The sequence below is a fragment of the Solibacillus sp. NPDC093137 genome (genome assembly GCF_050280445.1).
In the GTDB taxonomy this organism is placed as follows: Bacteria; Bacillota; Bacilli; order Bacillales_A; family Planococcaceae; genus Solibacillus; species Solibacillus isronensis_B.
In genome coordinates, this window is sequence record NZ_JBNNVH010000001.1 from 773,785 (window position 1) to 797,490 (window position 23,706).

Here is a 23,706-nt window from a genome sequence, read left to right on the forward strand (position 1 = left end):
AAATGTAAGGGATTGCCGTTCTTTTTACTTTAAAAATATGCGAGTCTGGTACAGCTGGACTAAACTATCGAGATGGAGATTTCTTTGGAAAATCCTATTATATAGTTATACACTCTAATCTTATTATGCATAAATAGGAGAGGAAATAAGTTATGGATGAAGTAACTGTACTAAATTGTCAGTTATTCAACAAACGGGCGCAATTCTTCAATAAGAATATCCCGTTATTCCGTTAAAGGGCTATATTGTGGAATAACAATTTTATTTAAACGGATTATTTGTGTGAATATTAACAGAAGTTTGAAACAGTCCAACATTTTTTGAACTACTAAATATCCAATAAAGCAGCACTGATTTACTAATGAATAAATAAGAATGATTCTTATAATGGTTCTTTCATAATGTAAAAGATTGGGGATGTTGACATTTTCAGTGATCTTATATGATAATATATTCAACGTTGAATATAGGAGCGATAAAATGATTAAGTTATTGGTACTAGAGCTGTTAAATCGACGCCCCATGTCAGGTTATGAGATGAAACAAATACTTGAAAATACTGATGCCAAACGGTGGAGTGGTGTATTACCTGGTTCGATTTATAATGCAATCAAGAAATTGGAAAAGGAAGGATATATCATCATTTCAAGCATTGAAATGACAGGCAATCGGCAACGTTCTGAATTCAAAATTACCCAAAAGGGTAAAGATTATCAACAATCACTTATAAAAGATGCCCTATACTCACCCGTTCTTTACAATGGCGATTTATATTCAGGGATTGGTTTTGCGTATCAATTAGATCATCAGTCTGCGATTTCTATACTTCAGAACAATATGAGCGCTTTAAACAAAGAAAAAAAAGAAATTATTGCTGGAAAGAAACAGAAAGAAATTGCGACTAACGGCGAGTTATCTGAACTATCCTCAATTGTGATCAATCACATGATAAAAACAATTGAATTGCAGAGTCAGTTGATTGAAAGTGTTATTGGTGTAATAAAAAAAGAAAATAACTCCGATTAAATCGGTTTTATTTTTAACAATATATTCAATGTTGACTATATAAGGAGGAACTATATGGAACAGGTTTCTAAAATAAACCCATTTTCTATCGACCATATTGTGGTAAATGTCGATGAGAAATATCAAAAAAATATTCAATTTATTGAGGAAGTTAATCGGTTAGGATTACCTTATATACCAGCAAAAGGAAAAGGAAATAAAGGATTCAAAGCCTCTAATTTATGGATAGGAGATGAATATTTCGAGTTTATCTATATTAAATCGAAAGATGGCGGTGGCTGGATCAAAGACTGGGTTGATAAGTATAATTATGGTCACAGAGGTGTCATTGGACTATTTCTCAAAACAAATAATATTGAAAAAACTACGGAGTTATTGAAAAGATTTGGCATATCAAATCCTGAAAGAATAAGTTTTCCTTTTTTCTTTAAACTAATTAATTTTTCTGCTAAGTGGCAAAATGCATATCTCCCGTATTTTGACGAATTACCATTTCAATTAGGTTTTCAGCAAGTCGATACTCCACAAATTGAAGAGAAAATGCGTAAGCGAATGGTACCAAATAGTAAAGTTAATGGTATAGATGGAATAAAATCAGTCCAATTTTTCGGCCCGTTTACAAGTCGAGACTTCGAATGGTTAAAAAATGTGTTCTACTGTATTAAAGAAGATACCAATCAACTTAATATTCCACTTAAAAATGATCAGTCAATACATTTTTATATTAGCGAGACTATAGAAACACGCGTGTTACTTAATTCTAAGGGTAAAGTATTAACCCCGTTACTGATAGAAAACCTAAGAATACTGAATTTTTGAGATTGATATGTCCTTCCGGAAAAGGAGAAAATCTAAAACACGCTTTGTGAATGTTTTATGAGAATACAAAATTCGAAAAAACGATATTCCACAATCGGGCGCAATTCTTCAATATGAAGATCGCGTTTTCCGTTATAGGGCCAGATTGTGGAGCAACATTTTTAAGGAGAAGTGTTAGAAAATCGGTAAACGTTGTTGTAACAGCATTTACCGATTTTTCTTATGTCAATAATCTTTTATATTGTAACAATTTAATAATCTTTCAATCTGATTCTTTATTTTTTAATGGTTTTCTGGGGTTTCAAACTACTTGTAAAGATCGTTAAGCTGATCAATAAAATCACACCGATTCCAATAATACTTACAGTTTGGTTATTATCGGATAAAATAGAGTAATACATGAGTCCGAAAATAAGTAAGACGAGTAGAAATATGATAAGGAAATATAATTTATATAACGATTTTAATAATACATATTTTTGACCGTCATCGTACATATTTAAGGAATCTAAAATAGGCTCCTTTGTATTTGGTACAGGCGGCGAATAATTCGGGAAAATTATAGATGCCATTTTTGAATCTGACATGGAGAACAATAATGAAACAACACCAATAATTAATGAAGTTAATACAAGTTGCGGATGTCCGTCTCGTAAAAAAATAAAGCCTATAACAGTTGCTATAAAAGCAATGACCAGTGCTGTTATGATTGAGTTTGGGATTCGATAATATTTTCGTTCAAGAGAATCAAAAAAAGTGTCTTCATTGTCGGTAGATGGATAGCTCAAAGCACGTGATATTTTGATATTATAGGTAGCTGCAAAAACTAATAAAAATCCGCTACTAATATTGCAAAGAAATAAAAGCGTTTCAGTTGTAGAAATAACGGAATGGGATACCCACAATTGTTGTAGGCTGTAAATAGTAATAATTAATGCAGATGTTAACAAGATCATTCTAATTCCTCCTTCTCAAAAATAAAAATTTGTTCAATGGGTTCATTAAATACATAAGCGATTTTTGTGGCGATTAACAAAGAAGGCATATATTCATTTCTTTCAATCAGACTAATTGTTTGGCGAGAGACCTTTGCCTTTTTAGCTAAATCAGTTTGATTCATACTTTCTCTAGCACGCAACTCCTTTAATCTGTTTTTCATTTCATCACCTCAAATTAATTGTAAATGATAAAAGTCATAATGACAATGATAATAGTCAAAAAGAAACCTATCATTGTCATTTGGTTTGAAAAAATACTCTCTAACGTCGTTTGGTAACATCTTTTTGCATAACATAGTAAATAAATTAGTTCTATGTCATCCTTATACAACAATCCGGCGCGATTCTTCAATAAGAAGATCGCGTTATTCCGTTAAAGGGCCATATTATTGAATAACTTTCTTTTTATGCAAGGTACCCAACTGACGCCAATCATCCCCATTTAATTAAATGGGGGCTGAATTTGGCTGCTTATGAACAGCAGGTTACCAAATGTAAACTTTTAAAACCCGTTCAAATGCTCTGAACGGGTTTTACTATTTGTTAATGTAAATTAAATGTAGTAGGTTTCAATTGCTGTTTTAGCGCTAGGATAAATGTGGAAAAATATTATAGGTTAGATTAAACTAAAAGGAAAAATTGACTTGTTGAAATTTATGGGAATAGAGGGATTGGAATCTAATGAGGAATAGCTACGTGCATCATTTATGTATACAGACAAATTCGTATTTTGAAACAATCGAATTTTATACAAAGGCTTTAGGATTTGAAGTTGTTCAAGAATCCCCTAATTTTCAGGGGCGTGATTATAATTCGTGGTTAAGATTAGGTGATTTTTATATTGAATTACAAACAAGTAAACAAGGGGGAACATTGACTAAAGTTAATTTAAATAGTGAAGGTCTTGTTCATTTTTGCATTTGGGTTGAAAACCTATCTTTAGAAGTTGACCGATTACAAAGCATGAACTTAAATTTTATTAAGAAAAATGAAGAGATAATTTACCATGTTGAAAATGGTGAACTCTGTAAATTAATAGCACCAGAAGGAACTATTATAGAGTTGCGTAATAATCAAGGTATATAATTTATGATTTAATATTCATACATAAAAAATAACACCCCAAAGTGAAATTTTGAGGCATTACAATAACTCAAGGAGTGCTGTAATAACATACCTTAGGTTTTGTTTAAACCTGTATACTTCAATTAGTGGCTTTAATTGAAAAATATCTTCCCCAATAAGGCACAATTCTTGAATTGTGCTTTATTCAGTTACAGTCATCAAAGTGGGGGGTATTTAAGAATATAAATGGTTAAATATGATGCCACCCTAATAAACAATCGGGCGCTTTTCTTAAATAAGTGCTATGTATAGTGATTCCTAAATCCATTTTTCCTCATCCTCTATAAACTTTGCATTCTGCAAGTCATATGAAGATGTTTCGTCATGGAACCCAATATAAACAGGTAAGTTAAATTCTTTTCCACCTACTTTCTCCCAGCATCCAATAAACCACTCCGTAAATAATTGTTGTTCCTCAATAGCCAAATCTTCATCATTTTGATCATAGAAATCCCAAAAAGTATCTTGTTGATTGTCTTGCAACTGATAATATGACGTGACTCCAAGAACCTCAACACTTCCTGCAAAAATTTTATCTGTAAGGTTTTCACCAAATACTTCATTTGCATTCCTATCCATCGAAAACATCATAATAGATAGTTCAAATCTTGTAGGATCTGTAAATACAGAAAAATCTACCAAATCAACAGCATCATCAAATTTGTAAGAAATAATTTTTTCCAGTTCTTTAACTAATGTAGTTGTATGTTTTTCTAAATTAGTCTGTATTGAAACAATATATTTATCAATTGAAAACATCGTTTAATTCTCCCTTCAAATAGGTATCAGCCCTAATAATACCTTATCATTAAAAAAGGTGTCATTTTAGATGAAGAATGGCATAAAGATTTCTAATTAAATAACTTCTTCAATTCATAGGCGCTATCCTTGAATAAGGAAAGTGCTTTATTTATTGGAGCGTAAAATTAGTGAACAAAATTTTGGGAAGAAAGTAATATTTCAATTTCAAATTTATCCATTGAACCTCAAGTTACTTGAGGATTTATAATGAACTTATACTTTTGTTGGGGGGAATTTTGATGAATAACAATAACAAGTTTTCTGTTGGGGAGTTTTCGGAAAAAACAGGAGTACCTATTCCTACTTTACATTACTATGATGAAATTGGTTTATTACGACCAGAAAAGCATCCTTCTTCAGGGCATCGCATTTACAATTATCAAGATATTATAATATTACAAAAAATTCTAAGTTTAAAATTCCTAGAATATAGTCTGGATGAAATAAAAAATTTATTAAATAAAACAAGCTTTACCGTTGATTTAAACGAAAGCTTGTCCCTCCATTTTCAAGCTTTAGAAAAAAAGAAAAAACAAATCGAACAGTCAATGAAATCTATTAATAGAGTAATTAGGTTAATTGAGGAAGAGGGATCAGTGGATAGTAACTTAATACTAAACCTTATTCACGGTATGCGTATTCAACATATACAAGAAGAATGGATGGATCGCCATATGTTAACGGATATCGCGGAAGAGTTAGAAAAGAAATCGGAGGAAGATAAAATCTCTTTAGATAAAACGTTTATTCAAGTGTCTAAAGAGGTGAAACAATTATATGGTAAACCCGTAGAAGACCCGAAAGTACAACGAATGATTAAGAACTATGTAGAAGAATTTTTTTCATTTCTTGGTGAGGATTTGATGCAAAAACTCGCTGATACGAATATAGAAGGAGAACTTGATATTCAAGAACTTGAAAATATGACACCTTCTCCTTTTACGGAAGATGAACAAAAATGGTTTGATCAAGCGATAGAATATTATATTCAGCAAGAAGAAATGGAATAGTTGAGCAATACTCTTGAATTATATGGTCTATCTCATTTAAAACAACACACTTGATTTTCCATTATGAAGTAACTAAAGTCTAATTTCTCAGTTATTAACCGAGAAATTAGGATTTTTTTGTTTGGATTTTCTTATAGCCAGTATATACCGCTATTGTTGTAGATTTTTATTTATGAAAGGTTACCAACCATGTTTGAGGATATAAATAGCAGGATTCTATAAAAAATGGAGTAACTTTGTGAAAAAAGTAAATAATTGCATTCCTGGTAATATTAAAGTTTTTTGGACAAAAGCATTTAGAACGTTTATACTGTTTTTTGTTCCTTTATATCGAATTAATAGTAATAATTATAGATTTTATAACAGATTACTAATTGAAAGGTAAGGACTTAATGGTATTGAAGTGTTTTTTATTGGTACAAAGAATAAAGAAATTAAATGAAATAGCCCTTATTTCAACAGTCGGTGGGAAGGGCTATTTCAATTTCAGGAAAATAATTTAATTGTTTAATTTACAGCAAAATATTGTATTTAATAGTAAGGAAGATTATTTTGATATGAAACGTTTTAAATTAAAGCTAATAATAGTGTTATCTATAATATTAGTCATATTCTTTATTGGAATAAGTATGTATACTTCCTATATAAAGATTGAAGATACAGTGGAAGAGGCGATTGCTAACCAAAATCTTGAAGCTGCCAAATCCATTGCAAAGGCGATTGATCTGGAAACGTATGAGCGATTTTTAAAAGAACGGAATCGTGATGAAGATTATTGGACAATACGGCATTATTTGAATGATGCCCGAGAAAAACTAGGTGTATTATACGTCTATACTCTGGAAATAGATAATCCTACTACATCGAAAGCATTAATTGTAGGTTATCCTGAAAACAAGGATAATCCAAATGAATTTCTAATAGGTGAAGTTTGTACTGTACCGGAAGCCCAAGTAAAATTAGCGTATGAGGAAGGAAGGCAATTTGTAACAGGGATCCTAGAAGATACGAAATATGATCATCATTATATAACGGTTGGTACACCTGTTATGAATGAAAATGGGGAAATCATTAGCTACCTTGGCATTGATATTAGTACGGAGACGCTTGACGGGATTACAGAAACAGTTATTAATAGTAATATTTTTATATTAGTACTCAGTGGACTTTTTGTTATTATTGTTATTATTTCTTTCTTACTTTTACAAAAGTGGTATCAAAAAGAAGTTGGAACTACGGAGGATACATATCAAAAGGAAATTAAAACGTTAATTGCTTCTGTCTCATCATTAAGGCACGATTATATTAACCATATCCAGGTTTTACATGGCTTTCTGCATATAGGTGAGGTAGATCAAGCGACAAAGTATGTCGATTCTTTGTCTAAAGACATACAGACAATTGAATCCATTAAATTGAATCTTGATCACCCAGGTTTAGCGATATTACTGCAAACAAAAAAACTAACTTGTCAAAATCAACAAATTGATATACAGATAACCGTTGATGATAATCCATTTGATAACATAAAAACAATTGACTTAATCAATATATTATCGAACATAATTGATAATGCGATAGAAGCGACAATGGAGTTGCCAGAGGAACTACGTAAAATTACAGTTAGCTGTAAAGCAGACGAGTTATATTATACGTTTTCCATTACGAATGCTGGGCGAAAGCAACCTGACATAAATCAAATTTATAAACAAGGCTTCTCTACGAAAAAAGTAGAGAAAGGAAGAGTTAGAGGACAAGGTTTGTTTATTGTTAAAGAAACAATTAATAAATACAATGGAACGATTACGTTTGATACAATAAATGAAAAAGAGACAAGAGCGATTGTGAAAATCCCTATTAAATAAATAGTAAAAGGTTATGGTACAAATTCAAAAAACGTACCATAGCCTTTTTTAGTGGAAAAGAAGCTTTTTAAGCTGTGTCTAGCGCTGCTACAACTTTTTGTCTGGATAGGTAGGGGTTTCTGTATAAGCTATTACTAATTTAAAATCAGGTGGCTTTTAATGTAACTCAAGGTTCAAATATAATCAGTTCTGTCAAATCATATTTTTGAACAAGGATATAAGTACTTAAATTTGATCTTTGCTTTTTTCAACAAACGGGCCAGATTGTTGAATAACGTATGTATCAAAAGTGATTTGCTAAATTTTTCAATACCAATTATCAAAATAAGTCATTTAAAAAGCAACTATATAAATCGATTTTAAAATGGTAATATTAGGATGTAGCAAAGTTAGTTTTTAAACTAGTTTAGAGGGAAGTGAAATTTAATTGGATAGTGTAATTTTTGATCTAGATGGCACTCTCTGGGATCCAATTGACACAGTACTCAATGCTTGGAACAGCGTTATAAGAAACAATAACCAAATAATAAGTCAATTAACTAGGAAAGACTTTGAAGGTACAATGGGATTACAGATGAATGAAATAAGTAGAAAATTCTTTCCCGCTTTAAGTTATACGGAGCGGCAACAACTAGTAAAAGTTTGTTGCGAATTAGAACAATCTTTCTTAGAAAAACACGGCGGAGTCCTCTATCCAAATGTAGAAAATGTCCTAAAAGAGCTTTCTCAAAAATATAAACTATATATTGTTAGTAACTGCCAAGATGGCTACATAGAATCATTTTACAAATATCATAAACTTGAAAAGTATTTTATGGATTTTGAAAGTCATGGAAGAACAGCCCTGTCAAAAGGTGAAAATATTAAATTAGTGATTGATAGAAACAACTTATTAAATCCAGTGTATGTAGGTGACACGGAAGGTGATTTAAATGCAGCCAGATTTGCTAAAATTCCTTTTATATTTGCTAAATACGGATTTGGGCAAGTAAGTCAATATGATAATGAAATTGAAAGTTTTGATGAACTTTTAAGTATATTCTAGTGATGGTGATAAAACCAAGGAATTTTGTAATTGGGAATTGAATTGAAATCAAGTGATGAACTAATTGGAGAAATCGACTTATATAATTTTGACAATTCCACTGGAAATTGTAAGGTAAGTTATTCTATTGTAGGGATGGTACAAGAAGGAATTATTAAACATATGATACGTAATTTAAAATATCAATATAAAGGACTGTGCTGTATGGGGAATTCTTCAAGAAGATTATCTTAAGATTAACCAGTAGGCACTGGCTTCAAAATGTGATTTAACATTTACGGTAATGGAAGGGAAATGGGTGTTTTATGAAAGGGAGGGAGAATTAATATGGAAATAGCTCGAATGGCGAATGCTTTGTCTAAATCTTGGTCGGTAGAATCAAGTACAAAATGGAGCAGAGATACTCCCTCGGCGGGGCAGTGTGGAGTTACTGCATTGGTTGTAAATGATTTATTGGGCGGTGAAATAAAAAAAACTAAACTACCTGATGGGTGGCACTTTTATAATTTTATTAATAACAAAAGATATGATTTCACAGCTTCCCAATTTAGAGAAGGAATTTTATATATGGACATTACCTCTAATAGAGATGAAGCATATGCAGATACTAATGAAGGCCAATACTCTTATTTAAAACAAAAGGTTTTAGACTCCTTATTATACTAATGGCTGTATTGTTGAACAAATCAAGATGTAATGTTCAGCATTCCTTAAGGTATAAACCGATACAGTGGCGGTAGTGTCCCACCACCCCTACAATACATATGTATAAGACCATTGTGTGACAACGGTCTTCTTTTTATTTCGTTATTTTTAATCCCTTATTGATAAACACGTTATTCAAAAATCGGGCCATATTGTTGAGGAACATTTTTTCTGGGGTAATCCTAACTTAACTTGTGTGTAGAATCAAAAATATGAAACGCACCAAAGCGTTATTTGGCACATAATTCCAAAAAATATTGCGATATTAAATACGGAAAGATACGTTAGAAACATAAGTTCTTATCTGGAGGCGTTAATCTTGAAATTACAATCATTCATTCAATCATACCAAAATTTAATTAACGAATATCAATTAGTTGAAAGCCAGCTAAAATTTACAGGACACCCACGTGAATGTGTAAAATTGGCCAGTAATAGCAGAACACCTATATTAGCGATAGTTGAAGGAAAGCTTGTGACATATTTTGATTTACATCAGCAGGAAGGAGTAGCACCATATTCGGATAATTGTAATGCGATTTTAGTACGTGCTTTTTCAACAGCGGTTAATGAACAAGGGAAAGGCTATGCAAAGCATGCATTGCAGTTACTACCCGCATATGTACAAAAGAATTTCCCTCATATTAATGAAATCGTACTTGCAGTTAATGTTGCAAACACAGCTGCACAATATCTTTATAAGAAGTGTGGATTTAAGGATTACGGTGTGCGCCGTCAAGGGCCTAAGGGTGAATTAATTGTGATGAGTTTCTTATTCTGAGAGGATTAGTGAAATCAGTTTTTTTATCTACAACCGATTCGCAGCTTTTTTGAGCGGGCGCCATTACTATATATAAAGATAAGATGTCCCCAAGCCCTGGTTTTGTAACATTAATTGTAGCAAGCCCAAGTCTTGGGGGTTAGAACCCCTATATCCCCTTTGTAGTGTCATAGCTTCGCTTGTTATACGAGATCACTGTCCCAACCAGCCTCAAACATGTTTCTACAAGTAGGGGGTGAACTTTTTTGCGGACGAGGTCTTTGCCCCACGGTCGCGAACGTTCTACCCCGGCTACCGTTTTCCTATATCGATATAAAAAATGGTCAACCAGAAATAATTTCTGGCTGACCTAATAATACGATCGGGGGCGATTCTTCAATGAGAAAATCGCGTTTTTCCTTTAAAGGGCCATATTGTGGAATAGCAATCTGTTAAGGGGAGTTACTAAACGATACTTTGCTAGCTTTTTTGTTCAACTAACACAGCATTTAGTTATTGAAGAAGGACTTAATGGGGAAATATAGAATTTTTTACTGATACAATAAATCCGAATAGTATATAGGTAAAATTAAAATAACAAAAGAGGTGAACGTAAGATGAATATAAAGACAATTTTATTTGTAATTATTTGTACTATGTGGTTAGTAGGTTGTGACAGCACTAGAGAAACAATAAACACTATAGAAATTCAAGAATTAATTAATTTTGAAGAAGAAAAACCAGATACATTACAATTAATATCTGATGTGAAGAATATTAAAATTATAGAGAAAACATTTAAAAAGGCTAGAGAATTTGGTGAAGTAGATAACCAAATAGTTCCGCAATATAAAATCAAACTAAGCGATGGTGAATATTATTTGTGGATAGACCATACAAAAACAGGAACAATAGCGAACATAAAAAGTAGAAATATGTTTTACAATATCAGAGCTAGCGAAGAATTTAAAGAGGCCATAAATTATAAGAATAAGTAACTTCTCCAAGAGGATTTATTTGGAAACACTACACTTAGTTGGATACATTTTATAGAGAATAAGTAGCAATTACTGATAACTCCTTTTCACCTTTATAAATGGAATATAATTAAATGGCGGCGCTTTTCTTGAATAAGAAAAGTGCTAAATTCAATTATAGGGCCAGATTGTTGAATAACTATCTTTCAAGAAATGTTAATGATACTTAAGAAACGAAACAAAACCTTCGAAGTGTTATTACATCAACATATCGAAGGTTTCTTTGAGTGTAGCATTTTTACAGAAATGGTTAGCATCAAGAAAAACATACATCCCATTGTGGAAAAATGATATTTTAAAGTATTTATTAAAAAAGAACAACAAGCAATCTGAATACAAATTGCTGTTTTTTTCTAGTATTAAAATGGGCAATTATTTATGAATTGGCAAATAGACCCATTAGACGGTACTAATAATTTTGCTATTGGATTACCGGTATTTTCTTCTTCTATAACGCTTTTGTATAAACACGAGCCAGTTCTTGGAGTTATATACGAACCTTTGGTTAATAGGTTATTTACATCTAGTTTGAACGATGGTGCATTCTGTAATGATGTAGAATTAAAAATTAAAAAGAAAGATAATCCTAAAAAATTTATTATTGCTTGGATACAGGGGCATAGAGTTCAGAATGAAGATAAAGCTGTTAAGCTACGACAATATATCGATGTAAATTGTAAAAGGATGATGAGGCTTTGGGCTCCAACGCTGCAATGGTGTATGCTTGCTAAAGGTGATATAGACGGAATTATCATTTATAATTCTGAAGGCGATGACTTGTATTCTGGCGTACTTATGGTAAAAGAAGCTGGAGGAATTGTAATTGACTTTCAAGGAAATGAATTTACAGGTATGAGCAATGAACCGTATCTAATTGCTTGCCATCCAGATAATAAAGAGTATTTCTTAAATATGGTAAGTGAAGGATTAAGCCATACTAAAGCATTAATTGATATTGTCTAAAAATAGATAATAAATTCTAGATAAAAGAAGGATCTGGAATTAATTACTTTAATGAGGAAAATGTTACAAAATTTAAAACTTATACTACAGAAGGTATTCCAATGTGTGGAACCTTCTTTTTTTATAAATTGCTTATTTGCATGTAGAAGTTATTAATTTAATGAACCGTGGATAAATTAATGTTTAACATTCGAACGCGATTATTCATTATGAAGATCGCGATTTCCCGTTAAAGGGCCATATTGTTGAATAAGATTTTTTAAGAGAATGTTAGAAGAGAGTACCCTCATTTCAATAGAAAAGACATGAATGTTGATATAACAACATTCACGTCTTTCTTCTGTATTCCCAAACTTTGATTTGAGAAAGTTTTTTTACTTTATGTGTATGGTTATATAGATGCTCTTTTATTAATAATAAATAAAAATATGAGATGGTATATAGCAATGAAAATAAATAAAGCACCTAACAATGCTAGAGAAAACCATTTTAATTCAGGTGTTTGGACTACACCAGTAGCATCTACTTCTCTAATATAAATAAATGTAGCTAGACCGCCAAATACGACAATCCAAAAAACTGTAAGCGTCCACCATATTTTTTTAATCATTTTTATTCCTCCCTGTAAATAAATCTACGAAAAGAAATAAATCATAATTGCAATAATTCTTTATTCAAAATATAAATATACAATCTCAAAACACCGTTCCATCTATGGTTTGCATCATCTGTATAAAATGCAGCACGAGCTAATGATTCATACAAAAAGGCAATAAACATTGTTTTAAAACGTTCGTGCCTTTTTAATGTGTCCCCAACTTTCATTGGGAAGGTTTAATTAGATTTTAATGTATTCTGTATGCAACATAGCATTTTCCCATTCTTCTCTTAAAATACCCATACGAATTGAATCGTAATAAACACCTTCATGATAGCGGACTTTACGAATGCGTGCTTCCATCTGCATACCAAGTTTTTCTCCTACATGAATCATTCTTTCGTTTCCAGACCACGTTGTAAAACCTACACGAACTAATGGCATTGTTGTAAAGAGATGATTCATCCATAATTTTAATGCTCGTGTACCTATGCCTTTTCCCCATGAGCCTGCTTCATGTAATACTATCCCTATTTCAAGCCATTTTGAGGGCTTATGCTCCCAATAATAAGAGATAATCCCACGAACTATTCCATTTACTTCAATTACCCAGAAGCTATCGTCATCACCAATCCATTCATCTTTTGATAACAAAAATTCTTCATATGGCTTCGGATGATGTGGGAAATAAGGGGCATCCCATTTTTTCCATTCGGGCTTTTCATCTTTATAAATGAGTTCCCACAAGCGAAATAAATCTTCCTCGACTACTGGTCGTATTGTTAATTCTTTATTTGAGTACATTCCTTATCCTCTTTTCAATTATTTTCGTTTCTTTGAGATTTGAAAAGAGAAGATATATCTACTTTTCAATCACCTTTGTTACCTGTTTCATATTAATCAATCCTTTCTATATAAAATCCCTATAAATATAGCATATTTACCTAATTCTGTAAAAATAATATAGAACGAAACATTCCCAACGCGTCGTTTGTTAACATCTTTTGCGTAAGGTCATAAACCAGACGAATATGACGCTCACTTATTCAATGTAGTGTAGTAGCCAAATTGCGGACAAATCCAAAAAATCAGGCGTAAGGGAGAAAGTCTCTCAAAAATGAAAAGCCCGTAAACGCTGATATACCAACGTTTACAGGCACTTGAAATAATGGTCTCGACAAGTCTCGAACTTGCGACCCCCACCTTGTCGAGGTGGTGCTCTCCCAGCTGAGCTACAAGACCGTGATAAGGAACATATATAACAATGTTCTTACCTGTTATTATAGCAGTTTCAGAGGGAGCGGTATATAGAAAACTGTTATATTTTTACTTTTATTTTTATTGAATCCTACAATTTCCCCATAGATCAACGTCTTTTCTTTTTATCGTCTTTTAATAAAGCTTGTTTTTTATTTACTTTTTCCAGGACGACATAGACGTGGTATTTACTCTCTTCGATTTGAACAACATTTACAACCTTTCCTTTACGACCTTTTATTTTTAAATCCTCATCTACTTCAGGAATACGTTCCAAACACTGGCTTAGGACAGGCGTATTATTTTCCAAATAATGAACAGCAAACAACATGATTAAGCGCTCCTTGTTAATTCGATTTTAAATTGAGTCAATTTATGAAGATTCCAAGATGTATAGAACCATCAAAAATTGAAATTGACCAACTCGATAGAAATGATTTCCACATTTCAATAATAGGATATGGTAACGAATGAATTGAGGTGTAGAAGGAATGACAAAAAAATGGGGTTTACTGGCTGTTTTTGCATTTGGACTGTATGTTGTCGCAATGTATTTGTATTTTTTCCATGGACAAAATAGTGGGATTCCAGCCGCTCTTCAAGGAACGGCAGCAGATCCAAGCACTTTTCTTACAACACAGGAGCTGTTATTAAGTGAGGAGTTATCGAAAGTAAGAAATTTCCTGTTCTTTATCACGACGCCGTTGGAATGGCTGCTTTACTTCGTTATTTTAATTACGGGAATTTCACGTTTGTTTGAGAAATGGAGTTCAGAACAATTTAAATGGTCCATATTCAGAACAACAATGTATCTGTTCTACCTTTCCTTGCTGTTGTTCATCCTCCAATTCCCGATGGACTATTACCGCTATACGCTTAGCAAAAGCTATGGGATCAGTACGCAGATTTTCTCCTCATGGATGCGGGAAAATATAATTGATTTTTGGCTGGAGTTTGGGATGTCGGTCATCATGATAGCAGTTCTTTATTGGCTTATCAGAAAAAGCCCCAAAAAATGGTGGCTCTATGCATGGGCTTTGACTGTACCGTTTTCAATCTTTCTAATGTTTATTCAACCTGTCGTCATCGATCCGATCTACAATGATTTTTCGCCTTTAACAGACAAGGAATTAGAGACGAAAATTCTATCTCTCGCTGAGCAGGCGGACATTCCATCAGACCATGTGTTTGAAGTGAATATGTCGGAGAAAACGAATGCTTTAAATGCCTATGTGACAGGAATCGGCGACAATTCCCGGATTGTGCTGTGGGATACGACATTAAACCGGTTAACCCATGATGAAATCCTGTTTATCATGGCGCACGAGATGGGGCATTATTTGCTGAAGGATATTTATATTAACATCGCGGTTTATATATTTATGACGCTCATTGGACTTTGGCTGATCGCAAAAATCATGCCTTGGATGATTCGTCGTTACGGACCGATCCTGAAAATTAAAGAAATGGGCAATTTAAATTCATTGCCGTTATTTTTGTTAATCTCATCATTTTTACTTTTCTTCTCTAGCCCATTGTCCAATGCGATTTCACGTTATCAGGAAATTCGTGCAGATGAATTTGCTATTGAGCTTGTAGAAAACCCTGAAGCAGCGATTTCATCGTTTCAACAGTTGACGAAAGCCGGTCTTAGTGAAGTAAACCCGCCAGCACTTGTGAAATGGTTCCGCTACACACATCCGCCAATGTTAGAAAGAATCGATAAAATTGCAGAAGAAGTTGATGAGGATTAAATAAAAACATGTATAATTAGTTTACTATATCTATAAACGCTTCAATTTTTTGTAATAAATATTTGAGGCGTTGAAAGGAACTGGCTATGGACAAAAACGAATGGATTTCACTTTTTCACAAAGAATTGCGCCAAGAAGCTGTAACACCAGGATTTATAAGGGAAGAAACCGACCATGTTGTTCGGCACATTTCAAAATTTAACGAAAGCGGATTTATATTAGCTTCTAATGTAAATGAAAGGTCGGCAAGAGAAGTAATTCGAAAGGAGCTAACTTTTTTCGGGAACCTTAAGCAAAGTTTCGAATGGAAAGTGTACAGCTATGACAAACCTGATAATTTGACTGAATTACTTAAACAAGAGGGATTTACGATTGATGATCAAGAAGCACTCATGGTCGTGAAATTATCGGAAAGTCATCCTTTTCTTACAAATTACGATCTGCATGCAGTAAAGGAAATAACGGATGAACAGGGCATCCATGATGTTATTGTGCTAGAAGAGGCGATCTGGAATGAATCCCATACAGAGCTTGGGGAAAGGCTATGGAGAGATAAGCAAAATAGTCCGGACTCGCTATATATTTATGGGATTTATGTAGATGGTCAGCTTGTAAGTGCTGCTTGGATGTACTTAGAGAATAATTCGTCCTTTGCCAGCTTATGGGGAGGCTCAACGCTTCCGCAATACAGAGGCAATGGTTATTATTCAAAACTCTTGGCTGTTCGTGCACAAAAAGCTTATGAGAAGGGGTATTCTTTCCTGACAGTTGATGCCAGTCCGATGAGTAAACCGATCCTTGAAAAGTCTGGTTTTAGTTGTCTAGCATACTCTTATGGTTGCCAATCACCTAGTATTCCTGTACCAGATTAGGATAATACTTTTTACATTAACATGAACAGAAAAGGTGATTGGAAAGTGGAGAATAAATCAATATTAGAAAGACATTTATTTCAATTAGAAAACAAATTGTTGTTACCGGAAATTCGGACATCAAAAGAGGAGCTTACGAACTTACTTTCAGACAATTTTTTTGAATTTGGAAGCTCAGGGAAAGTATTGTACAAAGATGAGGAAATTAGCGCAGCGACTCTTGGAATTGTAAAAATGACAATGAGTGATTTTGAAATACATTTAATGTCTGATGAAATCGTTCTAGCAACTTATCGAATTTATAATGAGCTAAACAACCAGCATTCACTAAGGAGCTCAATTTGGAAATTAGTTAATGGACAGTGGAAAATGCATTTCCATCAAGGAACAAAAATCCCACTATAGTTTTCAAGCGCTATTCTTTTTAAAGGATTAGCGCTTAATTTTTTAAAACAGTAGTTGCAATAGCTGGAACTAAATACATAGATGATTCGGGGATGGAGAATTGAATATTTCTAAAGTAGTAGAAAACATAGAAGGTTTGCTTAAACAAGCTGACATGATAGGAATCGGTTCAACGAGAAAAGTTTATCGTTTCGAAGATATTGTCATAAAAACATTTTTACACCCAATCGGGTACGCCCAAAGTAAAAATGAGGATCAAATGTACAAATCATTGGAAATGCAGGGGCTGGAGAAGCATATTGCGCCAATTCTTTTTTTGAGTGAGAAATATGTCGTTCAGCCTTTTTATGAACAACTCCCTCTACACAATCACTGCTCTTACGATATTGATTTAGAGAACGACCCAAGAATAATGGAAGATTTAAAAACCGCAATCGAAGTCATCGATCAAGAACTCGATGGCTTTGATTTTAAAGATAGTGGAAATTACGGGCTAAATGAAGAGGGGTATCTTGTTTTAATTGACTATGGAATGACAAAAAAATTATATGAAGAACAATGGGTCCCATTAGCAGAGGCTGGGACATTGCCTCAAATACGATTTGAAAAATGCCGTGTCTGTAACATAGAAAAAGAACTTCGGATGTATGGAGAAAAAGATACAGATAATCGCTGTATGACTTGTGGAAAAGATTATTAATTTTATACTGGATAATTATGTTAAAACGTAAACAAGTGTTGTTTGTAGGAGGAATCTATATTGAATAAAGATCAAGAAACTCCAGAAGCAAGAAGAGAAAGATTAAGGCAACAAGAATTAAAGAGAAATCCGGCAGCTATGCATGGTGGCGGCCTTCAAGATTTAATCGGGGATTTAGGGTGGAAAGGTACAGGAATTCTTTTTCTTATAATAGTAATCGCTATTGTAATTTATTTAACATTTTTCAACTAAAGGCGCATTCTTATAGACCGAGGAATACAAACTTTGGAATCTTACATAAAAGTATTTTAAAGGTGGTTTAGATGAAAATCTATTGGTTTTTAGTTTTGCTATTTTTTCTGCTCTGGATTGGGATTTCACATCAATATCCAGATCCGAGCTGGTGGTCAATTTTTTCAGCGAATCGCTCAACGCATACCCCTCTTATGGAACAGGTGTCTTTAATCAAAATCGAGTTGATACTTCTTATTTTTGGGGGAGTAGCTTACTTTCTACATCGTTTTATATGGAATGTCGTGGAGATAAATATAAAATAGTTAATACTGGTCGGTTTATTTATATTGAAGTGAACGAACAGATTTATGCTAATAAATACCTCTACTTTATTTAATGATATAATAAAAGGATCTATCGAGATGGAGTGATGGAAATGTTATATGATGGCGGTGGTATGGGCGTGTTTGCTTTGTTCGGGTTATTACCAATTCTAATTAACTTAGTTATCATTATTTTTGTGATTTATTTTATTGTCAAAGCGATAAAATTTATGGAAATGAAACAAAAATTGGATCAAGAAAAAAATGAAAAAATCGATCAGTTAATTCAACTGATTCATCAAAAGAAAAATGATAATATTTGATTTAAAATGAGGAGCATTACCTTGAGACGGGTAATGCTTTTTTAGTTCCAAAAATGTCATAAATTCAGTTTGGTAATTTATGTTAATATGAATAGGAGTTAAAATACTTAGTGTGATAAATTTAAAATGTATTCGGAGGAGAGTTATTTGAATAATATCTTGAAAATTAAAGCGTTGAAGTTTCCAGATATTCCTCATTATGAATGGGAAGGGGAAATACTAGAAACTACACCTGAATACATACTTGTTTTATGCAAATCAGGAAGGAAGTTAGTGCATCATTCTAAAAATGAAGTTTACACGATTAATAATACGTCAATAGAATATTTTCCTTTCAATAAATGGTTTACCGCAGCGTTGGAAGTTCAAGAAGGGGCCGTTGTTTCAGCATATTGTAATGTCGCAATGCCTTCAATTTTAAATCAAAACGAGCTTTGTTTTGTAGATTTGGATTTAGATTTTATAAAAAGGGAAAATCACGATTGGGAAGTTGTGGACGAAGATGAATTTGAAGAAAACAGTATAAAATATCTGTACCCTGAAGAGTTAAAACAAGAAGCAATCATGGCATTAGAACGATTGAAAGTAGAAGTTAATGAAGGGAACTTTCCTTTTATAAAAGAATTTCCTTCTATTTTAAAACCATAATAAACGCTAAACTATTTCAGAACAAGATAGTAAATTAGTGAGGATGTGTGAAACAGAATGAATGATTGTATATTTTGTCATCCAGAATTAGAGCCAACTCAAAATATTATTTTAAGCAATGAACATTGTTGGTTTTTACAACTAGAACAATCCCAACAGAAAGGAATCCAACTTGAAGGTTCTGGCGTAATAGTACCTAAAATCCATCGAGAATCTGCGTTTGACTTAACAATTGATGAATGGAATGCCACATATACACTTCTTCAAGATGTCAAAGATTACTTGGATAAGATGTACCAACCTCAAGGATATAATCTGGGGTGGAATTGTGGAGAAATTGGAGGACAGCATATTTTTCACGCTCATTTTCATGTTTTACCAAGGTATACAGATGAACCGCTTGCAGGTAAAGGCATCCGGTACATGTTTAAAGGTGAGACGAATAGAAGGGGAAATGGATAATATTAAAGTTTAATAAAAGAGGTTTTAACTATGAAAAGATTAGTAATTATAACAGTGGGCAAAACCCATTCCGGAAAAACTACATTTGCTCATGCTTTAGAAGAACAATTAATCAATTCTTTTGTAGTCGACCAGGATAACCACGCTCAATTTCTTAATACTTATTATAAGAAGTTACAACGAGATGAAGGACCAAATATACTTAAACATTCACTCTCTAAGTTAATGGTCGATTATGCTAAAGAACATACAGATTTTCATTTTATTATTTGCAACTCGAATCGAAGCCTCAAAGGTCGAAAGTATTTACTTGAGGATTTATTCCCAGCTGAAGATTTTGTAAGGATATTGGTTCACTTTGATATATCGTATGATGTACTCCATTCCAGAGTAAAACATAGTCAAAGAAGTACAAATATATTTAGGGGTCCAATTAAAAATTTTGATGAACTGCTTGTTAGACAGCACGAAGAATCTCTCAAAGAAGATATAGTGGATCCAACAGAACAGGAGGCCGATCATTTATTTGTCGTTAAGGATGACAATGATATGGATTTAGTAATTAAGAGTAAAATACATATTGCACAAACGAGCTTGTAGGACCAAGCTCGTTTTATTATAGTGAGCATTTTCAAACTCGATTTGAACTCACCAATTCCAGATTTTCATCAATTTTCAACGATACTCCATCCGTTAATAAAACCTCAACTGGGAAAATATCAGCATTCTTATTTGAGAAGTACCATGTGCGGCCTTCATTTACGAATAAAAGGTAGGATGCATCTTCACGTGCCCCCATAAATGTTAAACCTTCTGCCGTAATTTCTTTATGGTCTCGTTCAAAAATAGATACTTCATGAAACGCTGATACTGATTTTAATTTATCCTTTACGACAATACTCATCTCCGACACCTTTTGAAGAGATGAAGCGGTAAACGGTACCGCACTTTGTTTAGCATCTGAAAGGCGGCAAATAAATTCTACAATATTTCCTGCAGGGTCCTCAAAGTAAATCGATTTCGCATCAATCCCTTCAAAGTAAACTTCATCTTCACCTTGTTCTTGCGATAATGTTACTTTTCCTTTAGTCCATTCTTTCGCTTCTTCAAATTGATTTGAAGGGATATCAAAAGCAAAATGATAGAATGGCTTTTCATTCAAAGGAGCCTCTATGAAAGTGACTGACGTTTCTCCAACATTCATTGTAAAGCGATTCAGTTCTTCTGAAAGTATAGGGAATTGCAGGTTATCTAAATAAAATTGTTTTGTTGCATCAAAGTTTGAAGCGTACATCGCAACATGTTTAATTTTCATAACATTTCCTTCTCTCAATCTGTGATAACTCTAAATTACCATGTATTCGTCAAATACGAATCGTTAAATAGACTGAATTTTCGCTTCTATCGCATGCGAAAGTTTATGTTAAAATATGGATATAAAACTTGAGCAAGATTTATCAAAAAATTCTTCTCTACATTCGTTATGATGATTGTGAGGTGAGCAAGTTGTATTACAGTGAAGTAACGCAAAGAGTCATTTCATTTATTGAAAGTAATCTAACTGAAGAAATTCAACTTGATACTTTCCCATCAGTCATTGGATATTCAAAATATCATTTATTGCGCATTTTTAAGCATGAAACTGGTAAGTCAATTGGTGAATATATTCGTGAGCGGCGATTAGCTACCGCTGCAATGCTTCTTCTGCATTCAAATGAATCTATATTGACGATTGCCATCATATTTCATTTTCAATCACAGGAAGCTTTTACTAGAGCTTTTAAGGAAATGTACACCTTGCCACCGGGAAAATACCGAAAGCTTATGCGATCCGTACAAATGATGGAGGAGGAAAAAGAAATGAATGAAAGTAAAGAAGTTAAAGGGTGGAGTTTAAGTGGATCGAACCCTGAGTTATATGAAATAACGGTCGATTCAGATGTTTTTCATACAGGGACAAAATCAGGACTACTTTATTCTAAAGGTGATATAAAGGAGCAGTACTTTGCTACAATGATGCAAGGTTTTCAAGCGGATGACTATAAGGGGAAACGGTTAAAGCTTTCATGTTTCCTGAAAACAGAGAATGTTTTTAAATGCGGGGCTTGGCTTCGAATTGACAATGCCATGGGAGATACTATTCAATTTGACAATATGGACAATCGATCGATACATGGAACATCAAATTGGAACCACTATTCAATCGTATTAGATGTTCCGGAAGAAAGTTCTTCTATTTATTTTGGCGTTTTACTTATAGGGCAGGGAAAGGTATGGGCTGATGGCTTCCGTTTTGAAGAAGTAACGAAAAAAGTGCCGACAACGAATATGCTGGACGTTGAACATTTGCCCAAACAACCAAGTAATTTAGATTTTAATGAGTAATAATAGAAATTAAGCGCATTTCCAGTGTAAGTGGATTTGCGTTTTTTTTCTTATTTCTTAGGCAGACGATAAGCATTTTATGTAAACTAAAAGTGAAATGGACAAGACAGAGGGGTGTTTTGGGGACTATTAAAAGCGATCCTTTTTTATTTGAACCTTTTATATATGGAACAATGGCTACTATGTTAAAATGGAATTGCCAAGTTTTGTTATTCCGAAAATACCATTCCGGAAATATTAGTTAACCAGTTTTTATCTGAACTCATTCAAATTTGAAGGGAAGTAAGATGAAAATGAATATGTTAAACGAAAAAGTAATAGCAGTTATGAATGAAGTTAATTTTTCAGGCAATGTTTTAGTAAAACGAAATAATGTTTTATTACAGCAACATAGTGACGGTTTTGCGAATCGTACGCATAGCATTTTGAATAATGAGCAAACGCGATTCGGGATTGCTTCCGGTTGTAAAATCTTTACAGCAGTAGCGATTTGTCAGCTTGCAGAGAAGGGCCAGCTTTCATTTGATTCGAAGTTATCCGATATTTTGGACATTCCATTTCCCCGATTCGATGAGGAAATAACTATCCACCATCTGTTAACACATACAGCCGGAATCCCGGATTACTTTGACGAAGAAGTAATGGAGGATTTTGCGGATTTATGGGTAAGTCAGCCGATGTATTTGATGCGAAACGGCCTTGATTTTTTACCGTTGTTCCAGCTTGAACCGATGAAGTTTAAAGTAGGCGAGCGCTTCCATTATAATAATGCAGGCTATATACTGCTCGGTCTTGTCGTTGAACAGGTGAGTGGCAAAGACTTTGATGTTTATGTGACGGAAAATATATTCAAGCGTGCAGAAATGGAGCAGTCAGGATACTTTGAACTGGATGCACTGCCTCGAAATACGGCACTCGGCTATATTGATGAGGAAGACGGCTCATGGAAATCGAATATTTACTCTGTTCCCGTAAAAGGAGGGGCGGACGGCGGAGCTTTTATCACTGTGGAAGATATGCATCGCTTCTGGCAAGCATTGATGAAATTTGAACTCTTAGGCGAAGCGATAACGCAGCAATTGTTAACGCCATATATAAATACGGATGATGATTATGACCGTTTTTACGGCTATGGTGTATGGATTGATAAGAAGGAAGATTGTATCTCGAAATACCATGTGATGGGCTATGACCCCGGCGTAAGTTTCCACTCAGCATATTATCCGGAAAGTGGTTTGGTTAGTGTCGTCTGTTCGAATAAAAGTGAAGGCGCTTTTGACGTATTTAAGGAAATTGAAAACATTTAGTTTTGAGCCAACTAGCTGGGGCTAGTTGGTTTTTATTTTGGGGGTACAGTTTTCTAATATCCAGCTCTGATCTTTTAATATAATCGTTCAATATTCTAATAAACCATCAAAATGTTCAAATACCGGTTCAACTCTTCTAATAAAAGTCGCCAATGTTCTAATAAAAACCAAAACAGCTTCATCAAACCCTAATATTTCCCGGAAACTAACTTGAAAATCACACCCCTTACCACAGTTTTCAAATACGCTTCCGAATTCTTCCGCAGATTTCGGAAAAAAAGCGC

The 23,706-nt window shown here is 33.5% G+C and carries 28 protein-coding genes and 1 tRNA gene; 21 read left to right on the forward strand and 8 right to left on the reverse strand.

Translation table 11 applies throughout. The features are described from left to right. Positions 1 to 480 precede the first annotated feature (480 nt). Together ACQKN3_RS03990 and ACQKN3_RS03995 are read left to right on the forward strand one after the other, a co-directional pair. Entirely contained in the window at positions 481 to 1,026 is a 546-nt protein-coding gene (locus tag ACQKN3_RS03990) for a PadR family transcriptional regulator (RefSeq protein ID WP_427709567.1), read from the forward strand. A gap of 54 nt (positions 1,027 to 1,080) precedes the next feature. Beyond that, the gene (locus ACQKN3_RS03995; RefSeq protein WP_427709569.1) at positions 1,081 to 1,845 is read left to right on the forward strand and encodes a VOC family protein; all 765 of its coding nucleotides are present in this window, start codon (positions 1,081 to 1,083) and stop codon (positions 1,843 to 1,845) included. Positions 1,846 to 2,120: 275 nt separating this feature from the next. On the opposite strand, the gene ACQKN3_RS04000 is transcribed toward ACQKN3_RS03995, so the two are convergent. Both ACQKN3_RS04000 and ACQKN3_RS04005 read right to left on the reverse strand, forming a co-directional pair. Further along, positions 2,121 to 2,801 (reverse strand): hypothetical protein, encoded by a 681-nt coding sequence (locus ACQKN3_RS04000; RefSeq protein WP_427709571.1) that lies wholly within the window; start codon positions 2,799 to 2,801, stop codon positions 2,121 to 2,123. Next, positions 2,798 to 3,004: a helix-turn-helix transcriptional regulator gene (locus ACQKN3_RS04005; RefSeq protein ID WP_014823680.1), complete on the reverse strand. Its 207-nt coding sequence runs from the start codon at positions 3,002 to 3,004 to the stop codon at positions 2,798 to 2,800. The genes ACQKN3_RS04000 and ACQKN3_RS04005 overlap by 4 nt, the downstream gene beginning before the upstream one ends. A 535-nt stretch (positions 3,005 to 3,539) precedes the next feature. Here ACQKN3_RS04005 and ACQKN3_RS04010 point away from each other — a divergent pair. Continuing rightward, a complete protein-coding gene (locus tag ACQKN3_RS04010) occupies positions 3,540 to 3,929 on the forward strand; it encodes a VOC family protein (protein WP_427709574.1) in 390 nt (129 codons plus the stop codon). 297 nt (positions 3,930 to 4,226) lie between these two features. Here ACQKN3_RS04010 and ACQKN3_RS04015 read toward each other — a convergent pair whose 3' ends face one another. Further along, on the reverse strand, positions 4,227 to 4,727 hold the full coding sequence (locus tag ACQKN3_RS04015) for a hypothetical protein (RefSeq protein ID WP_427709576.1): 501 nt from the start codon (positions 4,725 to 4,727) through the stop codon (positions 4,227 to 4,229). Positions 4,728 to 5,008: 281 nt separating this feature from the next. Between ACQKN3_RS04015 and ACQKN3_RS04020 the strand changes: the two genes are divergently transcribed. The 7 genes from ACQKN3_RS04020 to ACQKN3_RS04050 all read left to right on the forward strand — a co-directional run bounded on the left by ACQKN3_RS04020 (position 5,009) and on the right by ACQKN3_RS04050 (position 12,154). Continuing rightward, the gene (locus ACQKN3_RS04020; RefSeq protein ID WP_427709578.1) at positions 5,009 to 5,779 is read left to right on the forward strand and encodes a MerR family transcriptional regulator; all 771 of its coding nucleotides are present in this window, start codon (positions 5,009 to 5,011) and stop codon (positions 5,777 to 5,779) included. Between the two features lie 557 nt (positions 5,780 to 6,336). After that, on the forward strand, positions 6,337 to 7,644 hold the full coding sequence (locus tag ACQKN3_RS04025; RefSeq protein ID WP_427709580.1) for a sensor histidine kinase: 1,308 nt from the start codon (positions 6,337 to 6,339) through the stop codon (positions 7,642 to 7,644). A gap of 427 nt (positions 7,645 to 8,071) precedes the next feature. Further along, positions 8,072 to 8,689 carry an HAD family hydrolase gene (locus tag ACQKN3_RS04030; RefSeq protein WP_427709582.1) on the forward strand — a complete coding sequence of 206 codons (618 nt, stop codon included), beginning with the start codon at positions 8,072 to 8,074 and terminating at the stop codon, positions 8,687 to 8,689. A gap of 327 nt (positions 8,690 to 9,016) precedes the next feature. Next, a complete protein-coding gene (locus ACQKN3_RS04035; protein WP_427709584.1) occupies positions 9,017 to 9,355 on the forward strand; it encodes a YunG family protein in 339 nt (112 codons plus the stop codon). A 358-nt stretch (positions 9,356 to 9,713) separates the two neighbouring features. Continuing rightward, positions 9,714 to 10,175 carry a GNAT family N-acetyltransferase gene (locus ACQKN3_RS04040; protein WP_427709586.1) on the forward strand — a complete coding sequence of 154 codons (462 nt, stop codon included), beginning with the start codon at positions 9,714 to 9,716 and terminating at the stop codon, positions 10,173 to 10,175. 596 nt (positions 10,176 to 10,771) lie between these two features. Continuing rightward, positions 10,772 to 11,152, forward strand: coding sequence for a hypothetical protein (locus tag ACQKN3_RS04045; RefSeq protein WP_427709588.1), 381 nt, complete (start codon positions 10,772 to 10,774; stop codon positions 11,150 to 11,152). Positions 11,153 to 11,569: 417 nt separating this feature from the next. Further along, on the forward strand, positions 11,570 to 12,154 hold the full coding sequence (locus tag ACQKN3_RS04050) for an inositol monophosphatase family protein (RefSeq protein WP_427709590.1): 585 nt from the start codon (positions 11,570 to 11,572) through the stop codon (positions 12,152 to 12,154). A gap of 391 nt (positions 12,155 to 12,545) precedes the next feature. On the opposite strand, the gene ACQKN3_RS04055 is transcribed toward ACQKN3_RS04050, so the two are convergent. From ACQKN3_RS04055 to ACQKN3_RS04070, 4 genes are all read right to left on the reverse strand, one after another. Beyond that, positions 12,546 to 12,764 carry a DUF3923 family protein gene (locus ACQKN3_RS04055; protein WP_427709592.1) on the reverse strand — a complete coding sequence of 73 codons (219 nt, stop codon included), beginning with the start codon at positions 12,762 to 12,764 and terminating at the stop codon, positions 12,546 to 12,548. Between the two features lie 228 nt (positions 12,765 to 12,992). Continuing rightward, positions 12,993 to 13,556, reverse strand: coding sequence for a GNAT family N-acetyltransferase (locus ACQKN3_RS04060; protein WP_427709594.1), 564 nt, complete (start codon positions 13,554 to 13,556; stop codon positions 12,993 to 12,995). Between the two features lie 365 nt (positions 13,557 to 13,921). After that, positions 13,922 to 13,994: transfer RNA gene (locus ACQKN3_RS04065), tRNA-Val, on the reverse strand. Positions 13,995 to 14,118: 124 nt separating this feature from the next. Continuing rightward, the gene (locus tag ACQKN3_RS04070) at positions 14,119 to 14,340 is read right to left on the reverse strand and encodes a hypothetical protein (protein ID WP_251687559.1); all 222 of its coding nucleotides are present in this window, start codon (positions 14,338 to 14,340) and stop codon (positions 14,119 to 14,121) included. A 160-nt stretch (positions 14,341 to 14,500) separates the two neighbouring features. Here ACQKN3_RS04070 and ACQKN3_RS04075 point away from each other — a divergent pair, with 160 nt between their 5' ends. The 9 genes from ACQKN3_RS04075 (at position 14,501) to ACQKN3_RS04115 (ending at position 20,330) form a co-directional block, all read left to right on the forward strand. Next, on the forward strand, positions 14,501 to 15,763 hold the full coding sequence (locus ACQKN3_RS04075; protein WP_427709596.1) for a M48 family metallopeptidase: 1,263 nt from the start codon (positions 14,501 to 14,503) through the stop codon (positions 15,761 to 15,763). Positions 15,764 to 15,849: 86 nt separating this feature from the next. Then, complete coding sequence (locus ACQKN3_RS04080) at positions 15,850 to 16,635, forward strand: GNAT family N-acetyltransferase (RefSeq protein ID WP_427709598.1); 786 nt, start codon at positions 15,850 to 15,852, stop codon at positions 16,633 to 16,635. 45 nt (positions 16,636 to 16,680) lie between these two features. After that, the gene (locus ACQKN3_RS04085) at positions 16,681 to 17,040 is read left to right on the forward strand and encodes a DUF4440 domain-containing protein (protein WP_427709600.1); all 360 of its coding nucleotides are present in this window, start codon (positions 16,681 to 16,683) and stop codon (positions 17,038 to 17,040) included. Between the two features lie 100 nt (positions 17,041 to 17,140). Further along, positions 17,141 to 17,740, forward strand: a complete 600-nt coding sequence (locus tag ACQKN3_RS04090; RefSeq protein ID WP_427709602.1) for a protein kinase — start codon at positions 17,141 to 17,143, stop codon at positions 17,738 to 17,740. 60 nt (positions 17,741 to 17,800) lie between these two features. Further along, positions 17,801 to 17,992, forward strand: a complete 192-nt coding sequence (locus ACQKN3_RS04095) for a DUF6366 family protein (protein WP_427709604.1) — start codon at positions 17,801 to 17,803, stop codon at positions 17,990 to 17,992. 418 nt (positions 17,993 to 18,410) lie between these two features. Continuing rightward, complete coding sequence (locus ACQKN3_RS04100) at positions 18,411 to 18,620, forward strand: hypothetical protein (protein ID WP_251687572.1); 210 nt, start codon at positions 18,411 to 18,413, stop codon at positions 18,618 to 18,620. 147 nt (positions 18,621 to 18,767) lie between these two features. Continuing rightward, positions 18,768 to 19,268, forward strand: coding sequence for a DUF402 domain-containing protein (locus tag ACQKN3_RS04105; RefSeq protein ID WP_427709606.1), 501 nt, complete (start codon positions 18,768 to 18,770; stop codon positions 19,266 to 19,268). Between the two features lie 57 nt (positions 19,269 to 19,325). Beyond that, positions 19,326 to 19,730 carry an HIT family protein gene (locus ACQKN3_RS04110; protein WP_427709608.1) on the forward strand — a complete coding sequence of 135 codons (405 nt, stop codon included), beginning with the start codon at positions 19,326 to 19,328 and terminating at the stop codon, positions 19,728 to 19,730. 30 nt (positions 19,731 to 19,760) lie between these two features. Further along, positions 19,761 to 20,330, forward strand: a complete 570-nt coding sequence (locus tag ACQKN3_RS04115) for an AAA family ATPase (protein ID WP_427709610.1) — start codon at positions 19,761 to 19,763, stop codon at positions 20,328 to 20,330. Positions 20,331 to 20,361: 31 nt separating this feature from the next. On the opposite strand, the gene ACQKN3_RS04120 is transcribed toward ACQKN3_RS04115, so the two are convergent. Beyond that, on the reverse strand, positions 20,362 to 21,045 hold the full coding sequence (locus ACQKN3_RS04120; RefSeq protein WP_427709612.1) for a VOC family protein: 684 nt from the start codon (positions 21,043 to 21,045) through the stop codon (positions 20,362 to 20,364). Between the two features lie 191 nt (positions 21,046 to 21,236). Between ACQKN3_RS04120 and ACQKN3_RS04125 the strand changes: the two genes are divergently transcribed. Together ACQKN3_RS04125 and ACQKN3_RS04130 are read left to right on the forward strand one after the other, a co-directional pair. Then, entirely contained in the window at positions 21,237 to 22,115 is an 879-nt protein-coding gene (locus tag ACQKN3_RS04125) for a helix-turn-helix domain-containing protein (RefSeq protein WP_427711583.1), read from the forward strand. Between the two features lie 287 nt (positions 22,116 to 22,402). Continuing rightward, the gene (locus tag ACQKN3_RS04130) at positions 22,403 to 23,422 is read left to right on the forward strand and encodes a serine hydrolase domain-containing protein (RefSeq protein WP_427709614.1); all 1,020 of its coding nucleotides are present in this window, start codon (positions 22,403 to 22,405) and stop codon (positions 23,420 to 23,422) included. Positions 23,423 to 23,706: the final 284 nt, after the last annotated feature.

Coding starts and splice junctions, on each gene's coding strand:
- ACQKN3_RS03990 (WP_427709567.1), top strand. CDS start 481: ATGATTAAGTTATTGGTACTAGAGCTGTTAAATCGACGCCCCATGTCA.
- ACQKN3_RS03995 (WP_427709569.1), top strand. CDS start 1,081: ATGGAACAGGTTTCTAAAATAAACCCATTTTCTATCGACCATATTGTG.
- ACQKN3_RS04000 (WP_427709571.1), bottom strand. CDS start 2,801: ATGATCTTGTTAACATCTGCATTAATTATTACTATTTACAGCCTACAA.
- ACQKN3_RS04005 (WP_014823680.1), bottom strand. CDS start 3,004: ATGAAAAACAGATTAAAGGAGTTGCGTGCTAGAGAAAGTATGAATCAA.
- ACQKN3_RS04015 (WP_427709576.1), bottom strand. CDS start 4,727: ATGTTTTCAATTGATAAATATATTGTTTCAATACAGACTAATTTAGAA.
- ACQKN3_RS04020 (WP_427709578.1), top strand. CDS start 5,009: ATGAATAACAATAACAAGTTTTCTGTTGGGGAGTTTTCGGAAAAAACA.
- ACQKN3_RS04025 (WP_427709580.1), top strand. CDS start 6,337: ATGAAACGTTTTAAATTAAAGCTAATAATAGTGTTATCTATAATATTA.
- ACQKN3_RS04035 (WP_427709584.1), top strand. CDS start 9,017: ATGGAAATAGCTCGAATGGCGAATGCTTTGTCTAAATCTTGGTCGGTA.
- ACQKN3_RS04045 (WP_427709588.1), top strand. CDS start 10,772: ATGAATATAAAGACAATTTTATTTGTAATTATTTGTACTATGTGGTTA.
- ACQKN3_RS04050 (WP_427709590.1), top strand. CDS start 11,570: ATGAATTGGCAAATAGACCCATTAGACGGTACTAATAATTTTGCTATT.
- ACQKN3_RS04055 (WP_427709592.1), bottom strand. CDS start 12,764: ATGATTAAAAAAATATGGTGGACGCTTACAGTTTTTTGGATTGTCGTA.
- ACQKN3_RS04060 (WP_427709594.1), bottom strand. CDS start 13,556: ATGTACTCAAATAAAGAATTAACAATACGACCAGTAGTCGAGGAAGAT.
- ACQKN3_RS04070 (WP_251687559.1), bottom strand. CDS start 14,340: ATGTTGTTTGCTGTTCATTATTTGGAAAATAATACGCCTGTCCTAAGC.
- ACQKN3_RS04075 (WP_427709596.1), top strand. CDS start 14,501: ATGACAAAAAAATGGGGTTTACTGGCTGTTTTTGCATTTGGACTGTAT.
- ACQKN3_RS04080 (WP_427709598.1), top strand. CDS start 15,850: ATGGACAAAAACGAATGGATTTCACTTTTTCACAAAGAATTGCGCCAA.
- ACQKN3_RS04100 (WP_251687572.1), top strand. CDS start 18,411: ATGTTATATGATGGCGGTGGTATGGGCGTGTTTGCTTTGTTCGGGTTA.
- ACQKN3_RS04110 (WP_427709608.1), top strand. CDS start 19,326: ATGAATGATTGTATATTTTGTCATCCAGAATTAGAGCCAACTCAAAAT.
- ACQKN3_RS04115 (WP_427709610.1), top strand. CDS start 19,761: ATGAAAAGATTAGTAATTATAACAGTGGGCAAAACCCATTCCGGAAAA.
- ACQKN3_RS04120 (WP_427709612.1), bottom strand. CDS start 21,045: ATGAAAATTAAACATGTTGCGATGTACGCTTCAAACTTTGATGCAACA.
- ACQKN3_RS04130 (WP_427709614.1), top strand. CDS start 22,403: ATGAAAATGAATATGTTAAACGAAAAAGTAATAGCAGTTATGAATGAA.